We start from the raw sequence: 20,736 nt of genomic DNA, 5'->3' as shown, positions 1-20,736 counted from the left end.
TAGGTTTATCATTAGTTCTATATTTACATATGGAGTCATTTATGCTATAGTTCTTTGAAAAGAAGGCAGAGTCTGAAAAAACTTGATTCACTATTCCGGAAGCATGCCACCCCTCAGGGAGGTGATATTGAAACAAAGGCGATATGATGAACTGATTCAGTTGGCCAAAGAGGATATAGAGGCGGAATTGCGAGAAGTACGATCCGCGAAGAGGCTGTTGAGGTCTCTGTACCATCTGAAGAAACACGGGCGGAAAGTGGGAGCGACCACGGGCAAGGAGTATTGGAAGTCTATCCGAAGATTGCAAGGAGATGACAAAGCCAGGATCTTTACTTATCGTGATCCGAAATATGGTAACAGCGTAAATTGGGCACTGATTTCGGTTGAGCGTGGGCATGTACTACTGTACAATAAGGAAGATGGCATCATAGCTACGTTCTTCGCGCATCACCCAGATGATCTGCCTCAATATCTTCGGAGCAGGCAGAGCCTATGGGTTGAAATCAAGACAGGACCAGAAGAGGGCTATCTCATAAAAGAGGATTGGAGTCCATGACCAAAAGAGAGAAGTTGAGCTGGCTTATTGATGCATACGAAGACAACGTTAGATATCTTGAGGGATCTATCTATGACGAGATCCTTTCCCTGTTTATTTATAGAGATTCCATCCAGGGACTTCTGCCCGAAGTCGGTACTCCCCAAGATCGGAAAAGAGTCACAAAGACCGATGAGGAGTTAAGACAGAAAAGGGACATTGTCGTAGAAATGGATCTTGCCTCCATGCGCGACTCGGTACCCAATCCACCTAAATCTCATTGGTGGTGGTATCTCGACGAGATAACTAAAAAAGAGAGGGCTACAGCTTAGGTTCAATTGCTTCTTGGAGCTGCATGTTTGAGCTGTCCTCTGGGCGGCCTGGGCCAAGGGGAAAAGGAAATGTGTTTGTCCAGCGGCCCGGGCCGCATTGTCTTAATGTCTTAAAATCCGCAAAATTTAATAACTATAGGTCTTTTTCCCTAAAGTCTCCTTGATTTTCTCTATTGTCATAGTTATAATTAATACTATGCCATATATAATAAACACCGATTTTCATACAAATCACCCATGCGGCGCAGCGCACCACGTCGCATGAAAATTGGTTATTTTCAAGGGAGATATCCTAATTTATAGCTCGTCATAGATCAATTTTACTATTATATTCTGGTCAAAACCACTGTAAAATCCACAGGATACACAACAAGCGAAAACATAAGAATACTTTTGCATTAGGGTGTATTATCTGAATGATAGACTTTAATAGCTGAACTAAAACAAAAAGATAAAAAGATAATTGGGCTATGCATCTGATGCCCCTTTGCAGAATTTTATGGGCGCAGCGCACCACTTTGGCTGCGTTTTGACCGCGATCACACCACACAGCGCCTGCTTTCGGTGCAAAGCCCATGCCGCCACCCCACAAGGTCAGTCATGTGCATAGCCCAATAAAGATAATTGTTGATCTCTACTTACATATTTAACCGTAGCATAAACATGCCTTACCTTTGAAGACCGTTTTAATATACGGTAGACCGTGGGGAAGACAAATTTTTTCAAGAAATTCGCGCACTAAACCCCAACTGCTCCCACCGCGCACTCCAGGGCCTTTTGCCATTGATGGTTATAAAACTTTTAGCCCGGGAGAGAACTAACCCTGCCCTCTTTAGCTCCTCTTCGTCCGTGAAGCAATGCTTTTGTCTGGCCCGGATAATGCGTCGGGCAGAGGTGGGACCGATGCCGGGCACTCGCAGCAGATTTGCGTAGGGGGCAGTATTTATTTCTACAGGAAAAAGGTGAGGATTGGCCCGAGCCCAGGCTAATTTAGGATCCAGGTCAAGAACCAAATTATCCTTCTCATCCAAGATCAGTTCAGAGAAGTCAAAATTATAGAAACGGAAAAGAAAATCTGACTGGTAGAGCCTGGCCTCCCTGATTGGAGATGTCGGCCTCTCGTCTTCCAGGGGTGTCCGAGGAATAGGGACAAAGGCACTGAAGTAGGCCCGGCGCAACCCCTTCTCCCGATATAACCAGCCAGTGGTCTTTAAGATCTCCTGGTCCGATTCCCCGGCTGCCCCGACCACAAACTGGGTGGTATATCCAGAGGGCACTCCCCTACCTTCCTTTATAATTTTGTGGATCTTTTCTATAGGTTTCAGAATGTCTTCCAAGAACGCCTTCTGGTCAGCGATCCTTCTTAGCCTCTTCTGGCTGGGAGCTTCCAGATTGATAGATATTCTGTCTGCCAAGCTGGCGGCAGTTTCGATGAAGTCATCACCAACTCCGGGCAAGATCTTGAGATGGATGTATCCAGTGAAATGATACCTGTGGCGTAGAATCTCTGCGGTATTGATCATCCGCTCCATGGTTTTGCTCCGATCGCCTCCCAGTCCGGAACTCAAGAATAAGCCCTGTGCATAGTTGCGCCGGTAGAATTCCATAAATAGACAGGCTAGTTCATCAGGGGAAAAGCTTACTCGGGGCGTGTCCCGGCTGGCTCGGTTCACGCAGTAAAGACAATCGTTCTCACAGACATTGGTGAGAAGCACTCGAAAAAGAGAAACGCACTTTCCGTCGGAAAGGAAGCTCTGAGAGATGCCAAATGCGGAGGGATTTCCTGAGGGCTGCCGTCCTTCCATCCTTCTTCCAGAACAGGCGGCGGAACAAATATCATATATGGCTGACTGGCCCAGAATGTTCAGTTTCTCCAGGTTGTCCATGGAAATATCTCAGTATGGTCACCATTACATGTAGCGAACACATGTTCGCTACATTTCCCATTGTAAATCCTCTGGCTGAGACTGTCAAGCCTGAGACTTCCAGTCTGAGACTTCCAGAGAGTAGACTTTCCCTCCACTTTTCTGGAGGAGGACACCTGCAAGATTCTACTTCAGCACTTCCGGGTTCACACAGTGAGTTGGTCTCCGTCCTTCAAAGAAGTCCACGATGCTCTGGGCGGCCATGGTGGCCATCTTGGTTCGGGTCTCGGTAGAGGCACTGGCAATATGGGGAACCAGAACCACGTTGTCCAGCTCAGCTAAACCAGGAGTCAGCTCAGGCTCATGCTCGTAGACGTCCAGGCCAGCTCCGGCTATCCTTCTATCCCGCAGAGCCCGCACCAGGGCTTCCTCATCCACCACTGGACCCCGAGAAGTATTGACGAGATGGGCGGAGGGCTTCATCAAGCCAAACTCCTTCTCCCCGATCAAATGATGGGTCTCTTGGGTAAGAGGAACATGGATGGAGATGAAGTCAGACTCCTTAAGCAGGGTATCCAGATCTACCCTTTTGGCCCCCAGCTCTTCCTCCAGCTCCCGGTTGGGATAGGGGTCGTGGTAAAGGAGGCTCATCTTAAAACCGACTGATCTTCGGGCCAGGGCACTGCCGATTCTTCCTGCTCCCACCAGGCCTAAGGTCTTGCCCCAGACGTCGGTGCCCAAAAGGAGCATAGGTCCCCAGCCCTTGAACTTACCTGCCCGGGTAAAGCGGTCGGCCTCCACCACTCTTCTGGCTGCGGCCATGAGCAGAACCCAGGCCAGATCCGCGGTGGTCTCGGTGAGAACTCCAGGGGTGTTAGTGATGAGAATATCTCTTTTGGTGGCCTCAGGCACGTCGATGTTGTCATAACCCACAGCATAGTTGGCAAAGATTCGGGCTCCCTTAGCCGCATCCATAACCTGGGCATCGATTTTGTCCGTAAGCAAGCATAAAATGGCGTCTCTGCCCCTCACCTTCTCTAGAAGCTCCTCTCGGGTGAGAACCCGATCCTCCGGGTTTACCTCTACCTCATAGTTCTTTCTCAGAAGCTCCAGGCCAGGCTCAGGAATCTGTCTGGTGACGTAGACTTTGTGCATGATCTCATCCTTTCTCCCATGTTGTCAGTTGGCCCAAACAAATCAATCAAAGACTTAACCGGTAATCCCGAGATGGAAAACCGGCTAAAGAAACATCAGGAATAAGGTAAATTCCCACGCACCAACCCGTGTTCTGGCCTCCTCCGTAGATTCGAGCCAACAGCTCTGTTCTTTTGCGACAATCTACCTGCCACACAGCCACGGTCAGCAAGAATGTGGCACTCATTTTCCTATCTGCCTGTCTTACAGACTTGTCCGGACCTTGGCCCAGGCCTGCTGAAGAGTTCTCTTGGCCCCGGCGATGACCAGCTCGGAGGATTCTCCTTTCATGGGCATAATCTCAAAGCTCACAAATCGGTCGTCCCGCTCCAGGTATCCGATCTCTCTCAGGACCTTAAGAAACTCGGTCAGCTCGCTCACGTCGTTCTCTCCCCCCTCACAACCGAAACGGGGGTGGCTGTCCCCGTAGGCGGGGTGAGAACTATCTTTCATAACGCAATTGCCGATGTGAGCATGCAAAAGGTAATCTTTAGCCAGACCCAGGGCCTCTTGAGCGCTCTCTCCTAAAAGAGGCAGATGGGAGAGGTCGATCATCAGGCCGAAATTGGAATGCTTCTTCCTTACTACCTCAGCTACCCGCACCGCCTGCCTGGTTGGCCCGATAAGGCAGTTTTTGCCAAAGGGAACCTGGTCAAAAGTCTCCAGGATGATGGGCATAGGCTCTCTTGTAGATGAAGCCTGTCCGGAAGCAGAGGAGCTTTTCTCTGCGGAGTAAGCGCAGAGCTCATTCAGGGATGCCACCAGACTGGAGGAGGCTTGCTCTCGTCCTCCCTCCCCTGGGTCCTTTCCTGAAAGAACAGCCAGAGCTCTGGCACCAAGGTAGTAAGCCTCATCTATACACTGCTTTACCTGATCTATAGCCCTCTTTCTCTCTGCTTCATCAGGGGCATTGAGATCCAGTTTTTGGGACAACAAGCAGGGCTGAGCGCCATAGGCCACTTCCAGATGGGCCTCTTGAAGAAGTCTTCTTGCCTCTTCTCTGACGGTGTCATCTTTTATCCAGGTGACTTCCACCAGATCGAAGAAATCATCCTCAGCTATCTTCCTCAGAGTCTCTACTACCGGGCCTTGCCCTTTGATGGTCTCGGGATAGGCCATGAAATGGACAATGCCTATCTTCATCCCGTCTAGCATGATATGCTCTCCTTCCAGATTTAAGACAGCTATTTACAAGAATTGCCAGATACCATTGTTCACCCAGGGCCAATGAAGTAATGTTAGCCGTAGATGCCTCATAGATCTTTAAACCATCTGAACTTCCTAATACCTCAATAATCTTTCCTTAGTCCCATCTTCACTTGGTCACTACTGGGCCCATTTTACTTGGACTAAAACTAATTACCTGACCCACGGGCCTCAAAGCCTCCAGAAGAGGGTTTTGGTAATGGTCACTCCATCAAATTAAGCAACTTGAGATGGCGTTTTATATGGTTACCCAAAACTTCAAAATGCTCTTTTTCATTTTTTTTCAAAATGGCAAAGCACCTGTCGGCAAACCTGGGCGCTCCGTCGTGTCCTTTGGCAGTCAAAACAGAGCCATAGGTGACATGAAGCACCTGTCGCAGGTCATCGTTGCCAGGCCCACTATCAAGCAAAGATGCCATTTGTTCGCCATTAAGTTTTGTAAGATCAGGTATGTTATCCAGGTTAGTGCTGAGCTCATAGGTGGCCCGATCTTTCTGGAATTGCTCCAGGGAAAAGTAATATATTTCTCTAAATAAGTCCAGATCATGTTTGGCAACAACTTTTAGTTCTTCTAAGTAGTGGGTACCAGCAGTCTTAAGATGGAAGTTATTCTTTGTAACTCTAGATATGATGGGATAAAGAGAAAATTTATCACTTCCGGAATGAATGCTGATTCGGAACCCGAATTTCTTACTTATTCTCACAACTTCTTCCAGGTATTCCTCAAATGCTTTGGTGTCTCTTATGTTTTGGCCACTTTCCTTCTGCCAATAGTAATCAATGCCTTTTTCGAAGTAGCCAGGGAAACGCGGTGCTATTTCATCAACCTGCACTTTGTTTCTTTTTAGCTCTTCCAATAGAAAGGTAAGGTCTGCCAGTTTGGTTGTTTCTTCTGTCTCATCGAGAGAGATCTCCGTTGAAAAGTTTTCCTTCCCCCTTAACTCCTGGGTAAAGAAATAAAGATCACAAATCTTGGCGATGGTTTGGTTTAAGTCTTTTTTCAACTCTTCTGAAACATCATAAGTGAAATGAGTAAAGCCTGCCTTAACTGCCTCCTCTATGTCTTTTTCCTGTTTCAAGTGATCCGCATCTGCTCCCCAGGGGGCTTTAAATTCGGTTAAGAATGCGGCATAGGTCGCGGAATCCATAACATCCTGGAAAGTCCTTTTAGTTCTTTCTATTTCTCTTGCCGATTGCTGGGCAAGCATGACTTTTAACCCCAAATCTTTGGCTATTTGGGCCTGGACTATATTGCCTAATCTCCAGGACGGACGATAACCCATACCGAATATGGGTCCCCTATCTAAGATTTGGGGAGCAGTATAAGGTAAGGCTTTACGCAACTTGGTAGCGATTTCTTGCTCAGACAGCCACGAGTTCATCATATAAAAGGTTGAAATCTCCTATAAATCCTTTCTTTATTTGGTCTTTTTCTTCATCGGTCTGGGGAATTCTATCTAAAACTTCGCCGAACAAGGTCTGTTGACTAAAGGGGTGCTGATAGAGCTCATCTATTTTTATCCCCTTGTTGCCATATTCTTCTTTGTAGACCCCAAAGAAAGTCAGTATTTCCTTAAGCTCGTCGCTCACCTCAAATGCTTTGCCAAATTCTTCACCTATTATGGAATAATACAGTTGGGCAATTTTCTCTTCATCTACCGGTTTATTGATGTTCCCAGGATCAGGGTTGAAATCTTTCCATTGTTCGATGGCCAAGGCAATGTCAGGAAAATGTCCCTGGGCATACATTCCGGTTAGCTCTTCCACATGAGCAAATCTTCCAGCGTAAGGTGGCCTCATAGATGCCTGCAGATCACCGGTTTCCCACTCCTGGACCCCTTGTTCTCTAAGAATGCGGTGCTTTTTTAAATCGCCTATGATCCTATGGGAACGTTTGGATATGGCTTCGGCAATGCTACAGATGGCGGTGTCTTGGGGAAACAATTTTCTTTCGTGTTTCTCATAATCAGCACGGGTAATTTCCTCAGGTAAAATAAAACCTGCTTCTTTAGCCAGTTTTCTTAGGCTGGGGTCATCCAAAGTTCCATTTTTGGTATGATCTGTTCTTAGAACTATATCTGCTTCTGGATTGTTTTTCTCTTTCAGAGCGGTTGCCAGTTTCTGTAGAGCTGTCCATCTCAAGGATGCTTCGACGCGGCCACCCATCTTAGTTATGATGGAATGGCTTATAGTCTGCCTGAGGTGGGCTTTTTTTCTGGCTTTGCAATGGCCGCGAATCTGAGAGAAAAAGGCCCACAGACCATCGGTTACGAATCCTGCTACGGTCACATTACAGTTCATACCATCTGACATAACTCGTTCCATTACCCCGCCGGTATCGTCCTGGGTCAGATCGATTTTGCCTTTTCTGACTTGCTTAAGCATTACTTCGTCAATTTTTCCATATACATTTCTACTTGAGCCGTCTACTTTGAAAAAGACATGGGTTTGCCCCTTCTTTTGTTTAATTTCCTCCAAGGTAAGGACTTCATCCAAAAAGAGTCCAGAATCATATTCCAGTGCTTCTTGATTGAATTCTTGATAAAGACTACGGATATCCTCTTCCAATTTGTGGGGTTGGTTATAGGTTCTTGGATTGACCTGAAAACTAATCTTACCTTTCCCAGTTAAAAGAAATACTGCTCTTAAGGCCAGGCGGGCTTTGAGGCCAGCTATTTTGGTTGCCTCTCGTACTAGGCGCTCTTTTGGATACTGGTGAGCGTAACGTTGAGCAAATTCCCCTTTCATAGCTTGCAGTTCATCATCTTCGGCCAAAGCCAGCCGGGCCAGGGTAGGATTCATCATTACTAAATTTGCTCCCCAAAAAATTCTGGATTCAAAAACTCCTAAACCATAGTCTACCCCAATTAGTCCATCTACCCTCTCTCTGTATTTTCGTAGATTAGAACTCCTACCAAATTCTGACCAGTAGCTAATCCAATTTCTGGAGGAAGTAGTATCTGCAGATTGGGCCTTGGCTGCAAACAGACTGGTTCCCCTTGTGGACATTATGTTGGTAAGCCGCGATTTTTCCGAGCGCAGCACATCAATAACCAGCTCTTTATCTTTAGATTCAAATTCTTCCAGGAGGGCCAGCAATTCTTGAACTATTGGTTTAAGTTCCGCATCGGTAAGAATACTTGAGCCATGTCTGTTTCTGTTTTGTAGATTTAGCCTCAATTCATAACAACCATCCAGGGCAATGGTAAGCCAGGTTAAAAACTTGATTAGTCTTTCCTTTTCTTCTGGGCTGGACTTTTCAAATTCTTCTGTAATTAACTTGCCCAGGGATTTGATGCGCTCCTGTAAGTTAGACGGATGAGTAAAGCAGGTCAAATTATCGAAAGTCTGGGCCCAAGAGGTCAAATTTTCGGACTTTAACTGGTTAAGAATTATTCTTGCTTTGTCGGTGCTCATTCTCTGCCTTTCCGTTACATCCCTCTGCCATTGCTGTCAGATTGGTATACAAAATAGTTTATCGAAAAAGATTTTCTTAATCATCTCGTGTGCTATAGGGCCATGAAGAGCCATGCTGGTCTTGCGCAGGTCACCTCCCGCTAGTCTGACTGACACCGAAGAGCCGGCCATCATATTACTATACTGCGCGCCATCCAGAATAGCAAATTACCCTATTGCCCTGTGGATGAGGAGTGGGTTAATATAGACCCAGCCGGGCACCGTTAATGCCCAGTTGGTGGTAGAGCTTGTGGATCGTCTTTGTTCTATAAGGAGGGGGAAGATCATGCAGCAAAAAAAATCATCCTGGAAGATAGGGCATACTGTTCTTGCCGGTCTGCTGGTTTTGTTGATGACCGCTTCATGGATGTTACCGTTTTCAACGGAAGCAGCAAGCAGCGAAACTGAAATATATTTTACTATTCTTCATACCAACGACGAGCACTCAGCCCTGATTCCTCACTCTCCGGCGGTAGACTTCCACCCGGAAGAGGAGGATTTAACTGTGGGTGGATTTGCCCGCCTGGCCCATCTGGTTAAGGAGCTCCGGGAGGGCAAGGAAGGTGCCGGCGAACCGGTAATCCTGTTATCAGGAGGAGACTACCTGGGGGGCTCTCCTTACAGTTGGTTAGCCCTGGCGGGGCAAGCTCCGGAACTGGCCTTAATGCAGGAGATCGGTTACGATGTTATTACTATCGGCAATCACGAATTTGATTTTGGCCCCGAAGCCCTCGCCCGTTACCTGGAGACCGCCGGTTACCCGGAAGCAACCACTCCCGCTATCGTCGCCTCCAACATCCAACCTCCCGCTCAGCATCCCCTGGCCGCTGTGGGCATTCAGAAAACCTTCATCCTGGAACTGGAAAATGACCTGCGCCTGGGCTTTTTGGGCCTGCTGGGGGAAGATGCTGAGCGAGTAGCTCTTTACACCGATCCGGTCGAGATTACCGACCGCTTTGAAGCCGCCACCGCTGCTGTTCAAATGCTTAAAGACAATGGCGCGGAGATAATTATCGGCCTCACCCACGCTGGGGTCGAAGAAGACCGCTCTCTGGCAGCGGCAGTGGAAGGGATTGACATTATTGTGGGGGGACACAGCCATACCGCCCTGGAGGAACCGGTTATTGTGGATGATACCATCATTGTCCAGGCCGGTAGCCTTTTACGCTACCTGGGGGTGCTGGAGCTGGCCTACAACCGCACCACGGGAACGGTGCGGGTGCGTAACCATGACCGCGGCCAACCCTTCCTGCTTCCCATCGACGACAGCGTTCCGCTGGATCCCATCACCACCACTCTTATCAATGTCTATACCAGGCATCTGAATGCTCTCATCGAAAAGATGACCGGGGGAAGGTTCAGCGATATCATGGACATAGTAGCCACTTCAACCTTCTCCTTGTCCTACAAACCTCCCCTGACCGAAACCCCCTTCGGGAATTTTATCACCGACGCCATGCGCCTGGTGGGGGAACAAAAAACGGGGGAGAAGGTTCACTTCGCCTTTCAGGCCAATGGGAACATCCGGGGCAGCCTTATCCCCGGCTCCATGAAGCACTCCCAAAACCAGATCTCCTTCTATGATCTGGCCAATCCGGTCAGCCTGGGCAGCGGTCGCGATGGTCAGCCCGGCTATCCCCTGGTCTCTATTTACCTCACCGGGGATGAAATCCGGCGCGTGCTGGAGATCTCGGCACTGCTGTCGGATTTGTTGGGCGATGCCTACTTTCTGCAGGTTTCAGGCCTGCGTTATACCTTTGACCCCGCCCGCGCTATCCTCTTCTGGGTGCCCATTAAAAATCTACCCATTCCCACCCATCGGGCTGTCCTGAAAGCGGAGCGCTTTATCGGCGACGGAATTCAGGGTGGTGACCCCGCCGATTATGTTCCTCTTTCCTGGAAAGACGAAACCCTTTACCACGTTGTTAGCGACTATTATATCGCCTCCTTTATTCCCTGGGTCGGAGATAGACTCCCCCGCCTGAGGGTAATCCCTAAAGACCGTCTCGGTAACGAGGTTCCCCTGGAAGATCTCATTATTATTTACGATGGAGCGGAGCTTAAGATCTGGCAGGCGGTGCTCGAATACGCCGCCAACCAACCCGTCGCACCTGGCCTTGCCATTCCCCAGATCCCGGAGTACTACGCCGGGACTGGGAACCGGATTAAAGAGGCTAAAACCATTCCCCTGCTGCTCTGGCCGGCTCTGGCCCTGCTCATCACTATCGCTTTGATTATCTTCCTGCGCCGCAGGAAGCGTCTCGGCAGGACGAAGGCAGGCATAGCAAACTAACCCTGGGACAAATCTGGCCCTCACCCGGGAGCAAAGAAGCTTGACACCCCCTCGTGCGTGTGCTACTATTTATGAAAAGGTAACACTCCATCTAAGAAACATCTTTTGAAAGAGAGCTGGCATGGGCGAGACAATCAGGTTTGGGGTCTCTATAGATTCTCAGTTACTGGATAGTTTCGATAGAGTAATAGCCGATAAAAAGTATACTACCAGGTCAGAGGCAATCAGAGACTTGATCAGGGATTACCTGGTTGAGCTGGACTGGAAGACAGAAGATAAGGAAGTGGTGGGAACAGTTACCCTGGTGTACAACCATGAAACAAGAGACCTGACAGCCAAATTGGCCCAGTTACAACATCGGCTCCATTCCCAGATTATCTCTACTCTACATGTGCACCTGGACCAGCACAATTGCCTGGAAGTTTTGGTTGTCAGAGGAAAAAGCAACGAGATACAAGAGGTGGCCGATCAATTAATTGGAACAAAGGGGGTTAAGCATGGAAAGTTAACTATGACCACTACCGGCAACGAGTTGATTTAGAGGACCTTTTCGGCCTGGCTGAAAAGGATATTTTTTGTCGCTGGGGTGCTACGATTCTAGAATCAGTATGCATCAGCTTTTACTACGTTCTGATTTGGCGTTGTACAAACAACAGAAAGGAATCGCCCATGCACCGCGGCGCACCACGTCGCATGAAAATTGGGTTATTTTCAAGGGAGGCATAAAATGCATATTCCAGATGGCTTTCTAGACCCTAAAACTATTATTACCACGGCAGTAATTTCTGCAGGTGCGTTAGGCTACGGGATTAAGAAGGTCAATCAGAAGCTGGGAGAGAGACAGGTTCCTCTGCTTGGCCTAACAGCCGCTTTTATCTTTGCTGCCCAAATGCTTAATTTCCCCGTTGTCGGAGGTACCAGTGGCCATTTCCTGGGAGGAGTCCTGGCGGCAGTTCTACTTGGCCCCTGGGCCGCCTGCCTGATCATGGCCGTGGTTCTGATTGTCCAAAGCATAGGTTTTGCTGATGGGGGCCTCACAGCCTTGGGAGCCAATATTTTCAATATGGGGGTAGTGGGGGGGCATACTATCTTACTACGTCTTTGTAGCCGTAAAGAAATGCGTGCCCCGTACCCGCCTCGGCTTTCTTTCATCTGTTGCCATAGCTTCCTGGCTTTCCATAGTTCTGGCTTCTGCATCCGGTGCCTTTCAACTTGCTGTATCGGGTACCTCCCCTCTACATGTAGCTCTTCCAGCCATGGTTGGCGTGCATATGCTCATTGGCATTGGGGAGGCGATTATAGCCACTGCTGTGGTGAGCATCGTCCTGGGAACCAGACCGGATCTAGTCAGCACTTACTATGTTCCAGTAAGTGCCACTAAAGAACGATAGCCAGAAAGTAGATTCGTCATTTTCACTATTCACGGGAGGAGGAAACAAATGGGTTTGGACAGAAACACAAAAATCTTCATACTTGGCGCACTGCTGCTCTCACTGTTCCTGGCGATATTTATCTCTCCCTTTGCTTCGCCTTTTCCTACCGGCCTGGAGAGAGTAGCGGAAGACCAAGGCTTTCTGGAGAAGGGTGAAGAATGGTCAGCCTGGAAGCTGGCCCCCATACCGGATTATGCCATGCCTGGTCTGGGAGAAGGGGCTCTGGCAACAGGTGTTGCTGGCCTGGTGGGCACTCTAGCTGTGTTTGCCATCGGGTATGCTATAGCGCTCTTTATTAAACCTAAATCCAAAAGTTAGATCAGGACTCAAAAGTGACCCGCATCAGGCTATGAGCTGGCGGCGCGACCCTTTTGAAAGTTAACCTTATTACTGAAACACGAAAAATCGGGCTCTTAAGTTTCTTGGTCCATACCCAGAGTTCAGACGAAGAGGCTTCTGATCAGGTCCTGCCTTTAGCGGTTCGCTGGCGAGCCAAGAATTATGGTGAATTTCCCTAACAATCTGAGTTTTCAAGAACCTGGTTAAAATTAAGAGACTGATTATGACGCATGCCTTTTTAGATAGTTATAGTAACCTGGATAGTCCTATACATCGTCTGGATGCCAGAGCCAAGATTGTTTCCTTCTTTGCCCTTATTATTATTTGTGTAACTACACTGGCCCAGGCCTACTTTGCCTTTGCCGGATACTTGCTGATATTGCTGGCAGTTTTACTTATCTCTCGCCTCCCCTTGAAACATGTTATGAAAAGATCTTTGGTCGTCATCCCCTTTGTGTTAATCGTGGCCATATTTATACCCTTTCTAAATCCTGATACAGTGGGCGGCGGCTATAATTTAGGTAGCATAGCCATATCTCGAAATGGGCTTCTAGTGCTCTGGAATGTAGTTATAAAGTCATACATTGGGGTACTTTGCATGATCCTTCTCTCTTCTACCACGCCCTTTAACGAACTCCTGGAGGGTTTTAGAAAACTAAAGGTGCCTGGTATCCTTATCAATATTGCTGCTTTTATGTATCGCTATCTATTTGTAGTGACGGATGAGGCCATGAGGATGAAGCGGGCCGGAGATTCCAGAAATTTTGGGGGCCGATGGATCTGGCACTCTAAAGTAATCGGACACATGATAGGCACGCTGTTCCTGCGTAGCTATGAGCGAGGAGAGAGAGTGTATTTGGCCATGCTTGCTAGAGGTTATAACGGAGAGGTCACAACCCTTAGTAGACAAAGGATATCTATTCCGGATGTCCTGTTTGCGGGAGCAATCCTCATCTCGGCTATTTTGATCAGAGCTTCAGGTAAGTAGAGAGGTAAGAGTTTGAGACCAGAGGAGCCGCCTGGCAATTTGAGTTTAGGGGAACAAGTGAAAAACTGCCAGGCCATCGAGATAAGAAATCTACGCTACACCTACCCTGATGGGACTCAGGCTTTAAAGGATGTTAATCTGAGAGTCGAAAATGGTGAGTCAGTTGCCATTATTGGGCCCAATGGGGCCGGCAAGTCCACTTTGCTACTTCATCTAAACGGCATTCTTAAGGGCGAGGGTGAAGTGAAAATCTTTGGTCTTTCCGTTTCCAACTCTAATATCAAGGAGGTTCGCCGTCGGGTAGGGCTAGTTTTTCAGGATCCTGATGATCAGCTATTCTGTCCTTCTGTCTTTGATGATGTGGCTTTTGGGCCTATAAATATGGGGTTGCCTCACGATGAAGTTATTCTAAGAACCGAAATGGCCCTTGGGGCAGTAGGATTGCCAGGCTTTGAGAAAAAATCGGCTTATCACTTGAGTTTGGGTCAGAAAAAGCGAGCCGCCATAGCCACAGTTCTTTCTATGCAGCCAGATATCCTGGCTATAGATGAGCCCAGCAGCAATTTGGACCCGAGATCCAGACGAGAATTGATCAAGGTGTTAAGATCGCTGCCTGTTACCAAGATACTGATCACTCATGATCTGCCCTTTGTGGTAGAGATCTGCAAGCGAACCATCATTATGGATGAGGGAAAAGTGGTTGCAGATGGGAAGGTGGAAGAGATTTTTTCCGATGGAGCACTCCTGGAAATACACGGGCTGGAGATACCCTACGGCTATTCAGCACCAAGTCTCTTGCCCACCCTATAGCACATCTTTCACTTAACATAGGAGCTTTCAGGACAAGCAGCGAGAAAAAACAAAAGAGTTCAAGAGACTGAAAGAATGTAAGCCGCTCCCGTCCTTTTAACTCATAAAGAGTTAGGGGATCGAGCTGGATACGTTTAAGATCGGCCCTTGGTCCGTTTGCTAATCTTAGGGTCGGAGGCGCCGCTAATACTTTGCAAGAGCAAGAAGAGATATTCAGCATCTATGACCTATAAGTTTTGCGGCTCCCTATTTCTCTCCATAGATGCTTTGATAGACCGCATAACTCCTCAGCACCTTCTTCACGTATCCCCTGGTCTCTCTATAGGGGATGCTCTCCACAAACTCATCTTCCTCCAGCCCACTAAATCTATCCCGCCACCTGGCGGCTGCCCCGGGACCACCATTGTATCCGGCCAGAGCCAAAACAACGTTTCCATCAAATTTATCCAGGAGCTCCTTCAGATACCAGGAACCCATTCTGATGCTTTTCTCCGGATCCTGCAAGCTTTCCAGACTATAGTGTTCGCCTATATTGGCCGCGATGCTCTCCCCCGTGGAGGGCATAATCTGCATCAGTCCCCTGGCTCCGGCTACAGATACGGCTCTGGGGTTAAAGTGGCTCTCCTCCCGGATAAGCGCGAATAGAAGGTAGGGATCAATGGCATATTGGCCAGCGTAACTTTCCACCAGAGGCTGGTATCCCAGAGGGTAAGCCATTTCCCAGGCGAAGACAGAGTCGGTCTCATATCGCACCAGGAATTCCCTAAAGCTTTTCTCAGCAATTCTTATCAAATGAGGATAATCCTCAATCTGGAGATATAGATCGCTGAGTTCCAGTAGAAAATTTTTGTTAGTGGGTTCCAGTTTTTGGGATAACTCCAGCTCATTAACAGCCATGGAACGAAGGCCCAGCTCCACCAGCTCTCTACCTTTCTCCAGATGGGAGACGGCCTGAGGAGAAGGAGGATTGTCTGCGAGGAACACAGGAGCACTGACTTCCTGGAAATATTGCCCTCCTGGCTGAAGCCTGACTCCAACTTCTGAGAACACCGGGATATTATCTTTCGATCTTCCCTCTACCCCGCTGCTCCTTACTGTATCTGAAGCTCTGCTTCCGCTAGAATCCTCCTGTTCATTTGCCTCACCTGGTCCGCCGCTCCCGGTATCCCCTCCTCCGGTAATCCTGGCCACTCGCTCTGCTGCCCGAAGCCCATAGTAGGTCAGGGGTCCTCTGTTCAAAAGCTGACTGTAGATAGACAAAGCCCTTTCCTGATCCCCCAGATTTTCTCTGGCTCTGGCCTCCCAGTAAAGAGCCCGCTCAACCAGAGAAGAGCGAGGAAAGCTGCTGGTCAACTGCTCGAATAATTGAAGGGCCTTTTCCATATCGCCGGAGCGATAGGAAATCCAACTGGCCTTCCACAGGCCGTCCACGGCCAGAGGATCTGTGGCATAATTCTCGACCATGGTCAAATAGGTCTGCCAGGCCTGCTCCAGCCTGTCATCACCTTCCAAAAATACAGCCGCCTCATAAAGAGATCGGGAAGCGAAGGGGCTGCTGGGGTACCTGCTGGCCAGGGAGAGAAGGACCTGGATACCTTTCTCTCTCTTCCCTACTTTGGGATAAATTCTACCCCGCCATAAGAGGGCCTCCTGAGCCTCCAGAGAGTCTGGCCAGCGCTGCATCAACTGGCCCAGAATGTCTATAGCGGCATCGAAACGCCTCAGTTGATGGTTAAGAATTCCCATCTGGAGAAGAATCTTCCTGCTCAGACCAGCCCTGGATGGATCCTGGGAGATTTCCTGGTAAATCTCTTCCAGTTGGGACAGGGCGTTATCCGACTGATCGGCTTGAGCAAAGATGAGAGCTCGCTCATACAACTGCTCGAAGGAAGGCGGAGGCGGAGATATGCCCTGCTCGGACAACAGAGTATCCAGCCGCTCCTGGGCCTCACCAGCCTCCGAACTTAAGGGATATCTCAGCCAGAGATTCTGATATTGGACTGCTGCTTCATCCCATTTTTGCTGCGCCTCAAGACAGTCTCCCAACTGGAGGAGTACTCTGGTCAAATAGGGAGACTGGGGGTAGGTCTTAACGAAGCTCCCATAGTTCTCTTCAGCCTTTGCCAAATCCCCCAGCTCAAGATAAGAATCGGCAATTCCCAGTTGAGCATCAGGATACCAATAGCTGTCAGGGTAGTTTTTCGCCAAAGCCTGAAAGGCAGAAAGGGCCTCCTGGTATTTTTGAGCGCCGAAGTATGACCGGGCCAGATAGAACTGGGCATAGTCCTTAAGGGGATGATCTCCCTCGGCACTCTGCTGAAAATAGTGGGCTGCTCTTTCCAGTTGGCCAACGGAAAAAAGGGAATAGCCCCGAAGATATTGCTGTCCTGGGGTCAGAGAGAGATCTGGGCCATCAGACTGGGCAGTAGAAGGAGAATCATGCTCCTCCTCGGGCTCTTCACTTTCCTGAGAGAAGGAGGCTTCGGGTTCCGAAGTGGCAGTCTCTGAGTTCTCCTCTGAAAGAGGGCCACTGCTATCAGGAGAGCTCAGGCGAAGGATTAACATTACTCCCAGGAAAATGGCCAGACCAAGGGTCAAGAGGAACGCGAGCACTCTAATCCTTCTGGCTCTCCTCAGTACCTCCCGTCTCTTCCTTCTGCGATACGTGCTATCCTCTGAAATGTCTTTCATCGTAAAATATCTTCAATCGCGTCCTAGAAGGCAGTCACTTCTGCCCCTCGGGGAATGGCAAGAGCCTGGGGAAGGCGAAGGCCTTTCTTCCCAGAACCACCCAACTTTAGCGGTGGGGTGGTTCAGGCCCGAGGAGAGTAGATCTGGAGATTACTAAGGTTCGTTACCTCTTTGCCCTTTTGCCTCTGTTTTCTTCTTAGGGCTGTGTGGAGTTGCTCCAAAGACTCCCTCTAATTTTTCCCTCTTCTCCTCTTCTCTCCCAGTTCTTACTCTCTGCCCCAACTTCCTCTCCGTGCCGGCAATAAGTCGCTGGATATTCTGCTGGTGACGCCAGATTACAATGACTGAAGCGGCCAGAGCGAACCACAGGTAGAGGCTGGGCATTTTCAAGAAAAAAACAACTATGGGAAAAACCAGGGCCGAGATTATAGCTGAGAGAGAGGTGTATCGGAAAACAGCACAGATAAGGGCATAGACCACGAACAGTACCAAAAACGCCCCGGGCATCATGACTAAAATCACACCTGTCGTTGTGGATACTCCTTTTCCTCCTTTAAACTTCAAAAAGACGGGCCAGCTATGGCCCACGATAGCTGCCAGTCCTGCCAAAATGATGATCAAATCACCTGCCTCCAGGTAACGGGCCAGAAAAACGCTGGCTCCACCTTTCATGAAATCTCCCACAAAAGTTAGAATGCCGGGAAGGATTCCCACAGTGCGCAGGACATTGGCCGCTCCTATGTTCTTGCTTCCATACTTTCGGACATCGACACCGTAGCCGAACTTGCCAATAATCAGGCCGAAGGGGATTGATCCCATAATATAGCCCAGGAAAACTAAAAGAATACCTGACAACAAGAGGACTACCACCTTCCCAGATCATCTTTACTTTAGGCATCCTGGTAACGTTAACATTATACGCCGTTTGTCAGTTAGTTCCACTGGTATTTTACTTCTGGATTTCTAGTTCACCTTCCGAGAAGAGATTATCTATCCTCCACCTTTTTCGGTATATCTTGAGGAGGGCTCTGGGGGTCATATTTACCTGGTAGAGCCAAATAGCGCTACGTTATGGTCTAAACATTATGCCCTGAAAAAATACTGGAGTTCCTTATAGGGTGATCAATTGTCTCCAGGCAGCGATTTGAAAATAGTCCTCATTTCCCCATCTTCGCCACAAGCCATACAATCCCCACAAGAACTGCAAGCACTAATACAAGTCTGATCCCTCCCAGTCTGGCTGCCATTATGACAAGCAAGATTATCCCCAGAGGCACGATAAAGCCGCGCCAGGACCTGCCGGATGGGGACTCCCTTGTGGGCGACATGCCTCTACTAATATCATAAGCAGCCCTTCTGTCCGGATCGGAGAGCACCTCATAGGCCTCATTGAGCTGCTTCATTTTATCGACAGCATCGGTTGAGGCACTCACATCGGGATGATACTTTGCTGCCAGCTTGCGGTAGGCGGCATCGACCACCTCTTTCTCCGCCTCGAGATGAACCTGGAGAATAGCATAATAGTCAGGTTGAGTCGCCATCGTGAATTGCAGTTCTTACTCCGTCGGTTGCGGACTTTCCAGGTACCTGAAGAGCTCGGAGTCAGATCCCAGCACCAGCGTAGTCCCTCCTACCAGGAGCTTTTCGTATGCCTCCAAGCTCCTCACAAAGCTGAAGAATTCGGGGTCTTTTCCAAAGGCTGCCGCATAAATCGTCACAGCCTGAGCATCTCCTTCCCCTCTCAGTATCTTGCTTTCCTTCTCAGCCTCGGCCAGCAGAACCACCACCTCTTTATCTGCCTCTGCCGTGACTTTCCTGGCTTCTTGCGCTCCTTCGGCACGGGCCTCCTTGGCCATCCTGTCGCGTTCCGCTATCATTCGGGCAAAAACAGCCTCTTGCACCTCTACGGGGAGGTCAGCCCTTTTCATGCGGACATCTATTACCTCTATGCCAAACTCACGGCGAGTAACTTCATTCACATGCTGGCGTACGGTCTCCGTAATAGGTTTCCTCTGGATGCCGATTATGTCCCAAAGGGTGTATCGGGCAAGCTCCTCCCGCAATTTGGAGACAGCAATGCTATTCAAGCGGAGTCTGGCTCCGTGTTCATCCCTTACCGCTTTGTAGAACAAGTGTGGGTTCACAATTCGCCATCGGGTGTAAGTATCCACTACCAGCCTCTCTTTGTCCAGAGTAATAAACTCAGTCGCAGGCGCATCGGCAACCAGTACCCTCCGCTCCATACGGGATACCGTTTGAATGAAAGGGATTTTGAAGTTTAGCCCTGGCTCCTCGATCGTCTCTACATACTTGCCAAGTTGAAGGATAATCGCCTGCTCCTTCTCATCTATCGTGAATACGGCTTGACTCAGCACGAATAGAGCCACTAAAACTACCACTATGGTTATCACCGCTTTTCTCATTCTTGGGCCTCCTGTGGTTTCTCTAATCCTGGTAGTTCTGTCAGCGGTAGAAATTGCATCACCTTACCACCAACTTGAGGATCGATAATGAACTTCTTGGTCCCGGCCAGGACCCGCTCTATGGTCTCCAGGTATAGCCTTTGCCGGGTCACTGCCTCTGCCTTCCGGTACTCTTCGAGAATTTTAAGAAACCGTTCTGCCTCACCCTCGGCCAGTGCTATCCTTTCGTCTCTATAGGCGGTGGCCGCATGGACTATCGCTGCCGCCTCCCCCCTCGCTCGGGGAACTACATCTCTGGCATACCCTTCAGCTTCCCGGATAAGCCTTTCCCTATCTGCCTTGGCTCGCACTACATCATAGAAGGATTCCCTGACTTCATCGGGGGGGTCTACTACCTGTAGTTCAATTCCAGCTACATGCAGTCCAGTCTGATGAGTATCTAACAGCATCTGCAAAATCTTCCAAGTTTCAGCTTCGACCTCAGGGCGGCCCACGGTCATGGCATGATCAATATCCATGTTACCAATAACACTCCGCAGGGCGACTTCAGTGTTTACTCGGAGAGCCTCCTCAGGATTTTCAGCCCGAAACAGAAATGTTACGGCGTCCTTCACCTGATAAAGCACCAAAATTTGGATATCAACTATATTTCTATCCCCGGTGAGCATCAGTGATTCCTCTTGTATTCGCCGACGTACTGGTTCCTGTCCCCGCTCCTCCACCTCCCTGTAGCCTATCTCGGCCCTCCTTACCGCGGCTACGTTGACTATATCGTGCACCTGGATGGGCCAGGGTAGGCGGTAGTTCAGTCCAGGGCCTGTTTGTGCCACAAACCTCCCGAATTGCCTGACCACGCCCACTTCACCGGGACCAACGATATATATCCCGCTCACAAGCCAGATTAACACCACAATTCCTATCACAATCCATGTCACTCGCCCTGTCTTTACTGGTTTCCGTCCTTCTCCACTTCCCATCTTCCCGACTATCTTTTGCCAGATATCCTCCCACCAGGTCACATAACCCCATCCCTCCGGCGGTGGATGACGCCTTCCTGATTGTCTGATCATTCCAGCCCCTCCTTTCTTCTTTAGAAGTTGTCCAAAAACTCGACCTTTTTAATCTCTACGGGTTGAATTCCTCGAAGCTTGCTTCGTAAGTTTTTTGTTGT

General features: G+C 49.0%; 19 protein-coding genes and 1 pseudogene. 9 read left to right on the top strand and 11 right to left on the bottom strand.

All coding sequences use genetic code 11. The features are described 5' to 3' along the window. The first annotated feature begins 127 nt into the window (after positions 1-127). On the top strand, positions 128-556 hold the full coding sequence (locus tag HW443_RS02075) for a hypothetical protein (RefSeq protein WP_176236785.1): 429 nt from the start codon (positions 128-130) through the stop codon (positions 554-556). Continuing rightward, a complete protein-coding gene (locus HW443_RS02070; RefSeq protein ID WP_176226104.1) occupies positions 553-867 on the top strand; it encodes a hypothetical protein in 315 nt (104 codons plus the stop codon). Before HW443_RS02075 ends, HW443_RS02070 begins: the two co-directional genes overlap by 4 nt. 722 nt (positions 868-1,589) lie before the next feature. Here the strand turns inward: HW443_RS02070 and HW443_RS02065 are convergent. The 6 genes from HW443_RS02065 to HW443_RS02040 all read right to left on the bottom strand — a co-directional run bounded on the left by HW443_RS02065 (position 1,590) and on the right by HW443_RS02040 (position 8,549). Continuing rightward, positions 1,590-2,753, bottom strand: a complete 1,164-nt coding sequence (locus HW443_RS02065) for a putative DNA modification/repair radical SAM protein (RefSeq protein ID WP_176236784.1) — start codon at positions 2,751-2,753, stop codon at positions 1,590-1,592. Between the two features lie 165 nt (positions 2,754-2,918). Then, positions 2,919-3,887 carry a 2-hydroxyacid dehydrogenase gene (locus tag HW443_RS02060; protein WP_176237860.1) on the bottom strand — a complete coding sequence of 323 codons (969 nt, stop codon included), beginning with the start codon at positions 3,885-3,887 and terminating at the stop codon, positions 2,919-2,921. 46 nt (positions 3,888-3,933) lie between these two features. After that, positions 3,934-4,113: a hypothetical protein gene (locus HW443_RS02055; RefSeq protein WP_176226107.1), complete on the bottom strand. Its 180-nt coding sequence runs from the start codon at positions 4,111-4,113 to the stop codon at positions 3,934-3,936. A gap of 17 nt (positions 4,114-4,130) precedes the next feature. After that, positions 4,131-5,081 (bottom strand): sugar phosphate isomerase/epimerase family protein, encoded by a 951-nt coding sequence (locus tag HW443_RS02050; RefSeq protein WP_176231127.1) that lies wholly within the window; start codon positions 5,079-5,081, stop codon positions 4,131-4,133. Positions 5,082-5,335: 254 nt separating this feature from the next. Next, on the bottom strand, positions 5,336-6,517 hold the full coding sequence (locus HW443_RS02045) for a tagaturonate epimerase family protein (RefSeq protein WP_176237859.1): 1,182 nt from the start codon (positions 6,515-6,517) through the stop codon (positions 5,336-5,338). Continuing rightward, on the bottom strand, positions 6,495-8,549 hold the full coding sequence (locus HW443_RS02040) for a hypothetical protein (RefSeq protein WP_176231125.1): 2,055 nt from the start codon (positions 8,547-8,549) through the stop codon (positions 6,495-6,497). The genes HW443_RS02045 and HW443_RS02040 overlap by 23 nt, the downstream gene beginning before the upstream one ends. Positions 8,550-8,874: 325 nt before the next feature. On the opposite strand from HW443_RS02040, the gene HW443_RS02035 reads away from it, so the two are divergent. The 7 genes and pseudogenes from HW443_RS02035 to HW443_RS02010 all read left to right on the top strand — a co-directional run bounded on the left by HW443_RS02035 (position 8,875) and on the right by HW443_RS02010 (position 14,451). Then, positions 8,875-10,881, top strand: coding sequence for a bifunctional metallophosphatase/5'-nucleotidase (locus HW443_RS02035; RefSeq protein WP_176237858.1), 2,007 nt, complete (start codon positions 8,875-8,877; stop codon positions 10,879-10,881). Positions 10,882-11,002: 121 nt separating this feature from the next. Next, positions 11,003-11,422, top strand: coding sequence for a nickel-responsive transcriptional regulator NikR (gene nikR / locus HW443_RS02030; RefSeq protein ID WP_176226112.1), 420 nt, complete (start codon positions 11,003-11,005; stop codon positions 11,420-11,422). Between the two features lie 186 nt (positions 11,423-11,608). Further along, positions 11,609-11,980 (top strand): annotated as a pseudogene (locus HW443_RS13795) (energy-coupling factor ABC transporter permease); the annotation flags it as partial. A 22-nt stretch (positions 11,981-12,002) separates the two neighbouring features. Then, positions 12,003-12,272: an energy-coupling factor ABC transporter permease gene (locus HW443_RS13585; protein ID WP_308751042.1), complete on the top strand. Its 270-nt coding sequence runs from the start codon at positions 12,003-12,005 to the stop codon at positions 12,270-12,272. 48 nt (positions 12,273-12,320) lie between these two features. Beyond that, complete coding sequence (locus HW443_RS02020; RefSeq protein WP_176226114.1) at positions 12,321-12,632, top strand: PDGLE domain-containing protein; 312 nt, start codon at positions 12,321-12,323, stop codon at positions 12,630-12,632. 244 nt (positions 12,633-12,876) lie between these two features. Further along, positions 12,877-13,641 carry a cobalt ECF transporter T component CbiQ gene (cbiQ, locus tag HW443_RS02015; protein ID WP_176231122.1) on the top strand — a complete coding sequence of 255 codons (765 nt, stop codon included), beginning with the start codon at positions 12,877-12,879 and terminating at the stop codon, positions 13,639-13,641. Between the two features lie 12 nt (positions 13,642-13,653). Further along, entirely contained in the window at positions 13,654-14,451 is a 798-nt protein-coding gene (locus HW443_RS02010; RefSeq protein ID WP_258187081.1) for an energy-coupling factor ABC transporter ATP-binding protein, read from the top strand. 246 nt (positions 14,452-14,697) lie between these two features. Here HW443_RS02010 and HW443_RS02005 read toward each other — a convergent pair whose 3' ends face one another. The 5 genes from HW443_RS02005 to hflK form a co-directional block, all read right to left on the bottom strand. Further along, the gene (locus HW443_RS02005) at positions 14,698-17,142 is read right to left on the bottom strand and encodes a lytic transglycosylase domain-containing protein (protein ID WP_176231121.1); all 2,445 of its coding nucleotides are present in this window, start codon (positions 17,140-17,142) and stop codon (positions 14,698-14,700) included. A gap of 153 nt (positions 17,143-17,295) precedes the next feature. Further along, a complete protein-coding gene (plsY, locus tag HW443_RS02000; protein WP_176235413.1) occupies positions 17,296-17,997 on the bottom strand; it encodes a glycerol-3-phosphate 1-O-acyltransferase PlsY in 702 nt (233 codons plus the stop codon). A 302-nt stretch (positions 17,998-18,299) separates the two neighbouring features. Further along, positions 18,300-18,683, bottom strand: coding sequence for a DnaJ domain-containing protein (locus HW443_RS01995; RefSeq protein ID WP_176235414.1), 384 nt, complete (start codon positions 18,681-18,683; stop codon positions 18,300-18,302). Positions 18,684-18,698: 15 nt separating this feature from the next. Next, positions 18,699-19,565 (bottom strand): protease modulator HflC, encoded by an 867-nt coding sequence (hflC, locus tag HW443_RS01990; protein WP_176235415.1) that lies wholly within the window; start codon positions 19,563-19,565, stop codon positions 18,699-18,701. Further along, positions 19,562-20,635, bottom strand: a complete 1,074-nt coding sequence (gene hflK, locus HW443_RS01985; RefSeq protein ID WP_176235416.1) for an FtsH protease activity modulator HflK — start codon at positions 20,633-20,635, stop codon at positions 19,562-19,564. The genes hflC and hflK overlap by 4 nt, the downstream gene beginning before the upstream one ends. Positions 20,636-20,736 lie beyond the last annotated feature (101 nt).

It is taken from the genome of Candidatus Hakubella thermalkaliphila (genome assembly GCF_013281975.1).
GTDB classification, from domain to species: Bacteria; Actinomycetota; Humimicrobiia; order Hakubellales; family Hakubellaceae; genus Hakubella; species Hakubella thermalkaliphila.
This window is presented reverse-complemented; position numbering and strand designations above follow the sequence as displayed.

Bases quoted from the DNA above. Each gene is read 5' to 3' on its own strand.
- HW443_RS02040 (WP_176231125.1), bottom strand. From the start codon at position 8,549: ATGAGCACCGACAAAGCAAGAATAATTCTTAACCAGTTAAAGTCCGAA.
- HW443_RS02060 (WP_176237860.1), bottom strand. From the start codon at position 3,887: ATGCACAAAGTCTACGTCACCAGACAGATTCCTGAGCCTGGCCTGGAG.
- HW443_RS02045 (WP_176237859.1), bottom strand. From the start codon at position 6,517: ATGATGAACTCGTGGCTGTCTGAGCAAGAAATCGCTACCAAGTTGCGT.
- hflK (WP_176235416.1), bottom strand. From the start codon at position 20,635: ATGATCAGACAATCAGGAAGGCGTCATCCACCGCCGGAGGGATGGGGT.
- HW443_RS02055 (WP_176226107.1), bottom strand. From the start codon at position 4,113: ATGAGTGCCACATTCTTGCTGACCGTGGCTGTGTGGCAGGTAGATTGT.
- HW443_RS02070 (WP_176226104.1), top strand. From the start codon at position 553: ATGACCAAAAGAGAGAAGTTGAGCTGGCTTATTGATGCATACGAAGAC.
- nikR (WP_176226112.1), top strand. From the start codon at position 11,003: ATGGGCGAGACAATCAGGTTTGGGGTCTCTATAGATTCTCAGTTACTG.
- HW443_RS02005 (WP_176231121.1), bottom strand. From the start codon at position 17,142: ATGAAAGACATTTCAGAGGATAGCACGTATCGCAGAAGGAAGAGACGG.
- HW443_RS02020 (WP_176226114.1), top strand. From the start codon at position 12,321: ATGGGTTTGGACAGAAACACAAAAATCTTCATACTTGGCGCACTGCTG.
- hflC (WP_176235415.1), bottom strand. From the start codon at position 19,565: ATGAGAAAAGCGGTGATAACCATAGTGGTAGTTTTAGTGGCTCTATTC.
- HW443_RS02035 (WP_176237858.1), top strand. From the start codon at position 8,875: ATGCAGCAAAAAAAATCATCCTGGAAGATAGGGCATACTGTTCTTGCC.
- HW443_RS02065 (WP_176236784.1), bottom strand. From the start codon at position 2,753: ATGGACAACCTGGAGAAACTGAACATTCTGGGCCAGTCAGCCATATAT.
- HW443_RS01995 (WP_176235414.1), bottom strand. From the start codon at position 18,683: ATGGCGACTCAACCTGACTATTATGCTATTCTCCAGGTTCATCTCGAG.
- cbiQ (WP_176231122.1), top strand. From the start codon at position 12,877: ATGACGCATGCCTTTTTAGATAGTTATAGTAACCTGGATAGTCCTATA.
- HW443_RS02050 (WP_176231127.1), bottom strand. From the start codon at position 5,081: ATGCTAGACGGGATGAAGATAGGCATTGTCCATTTCATGGCCTATCCC.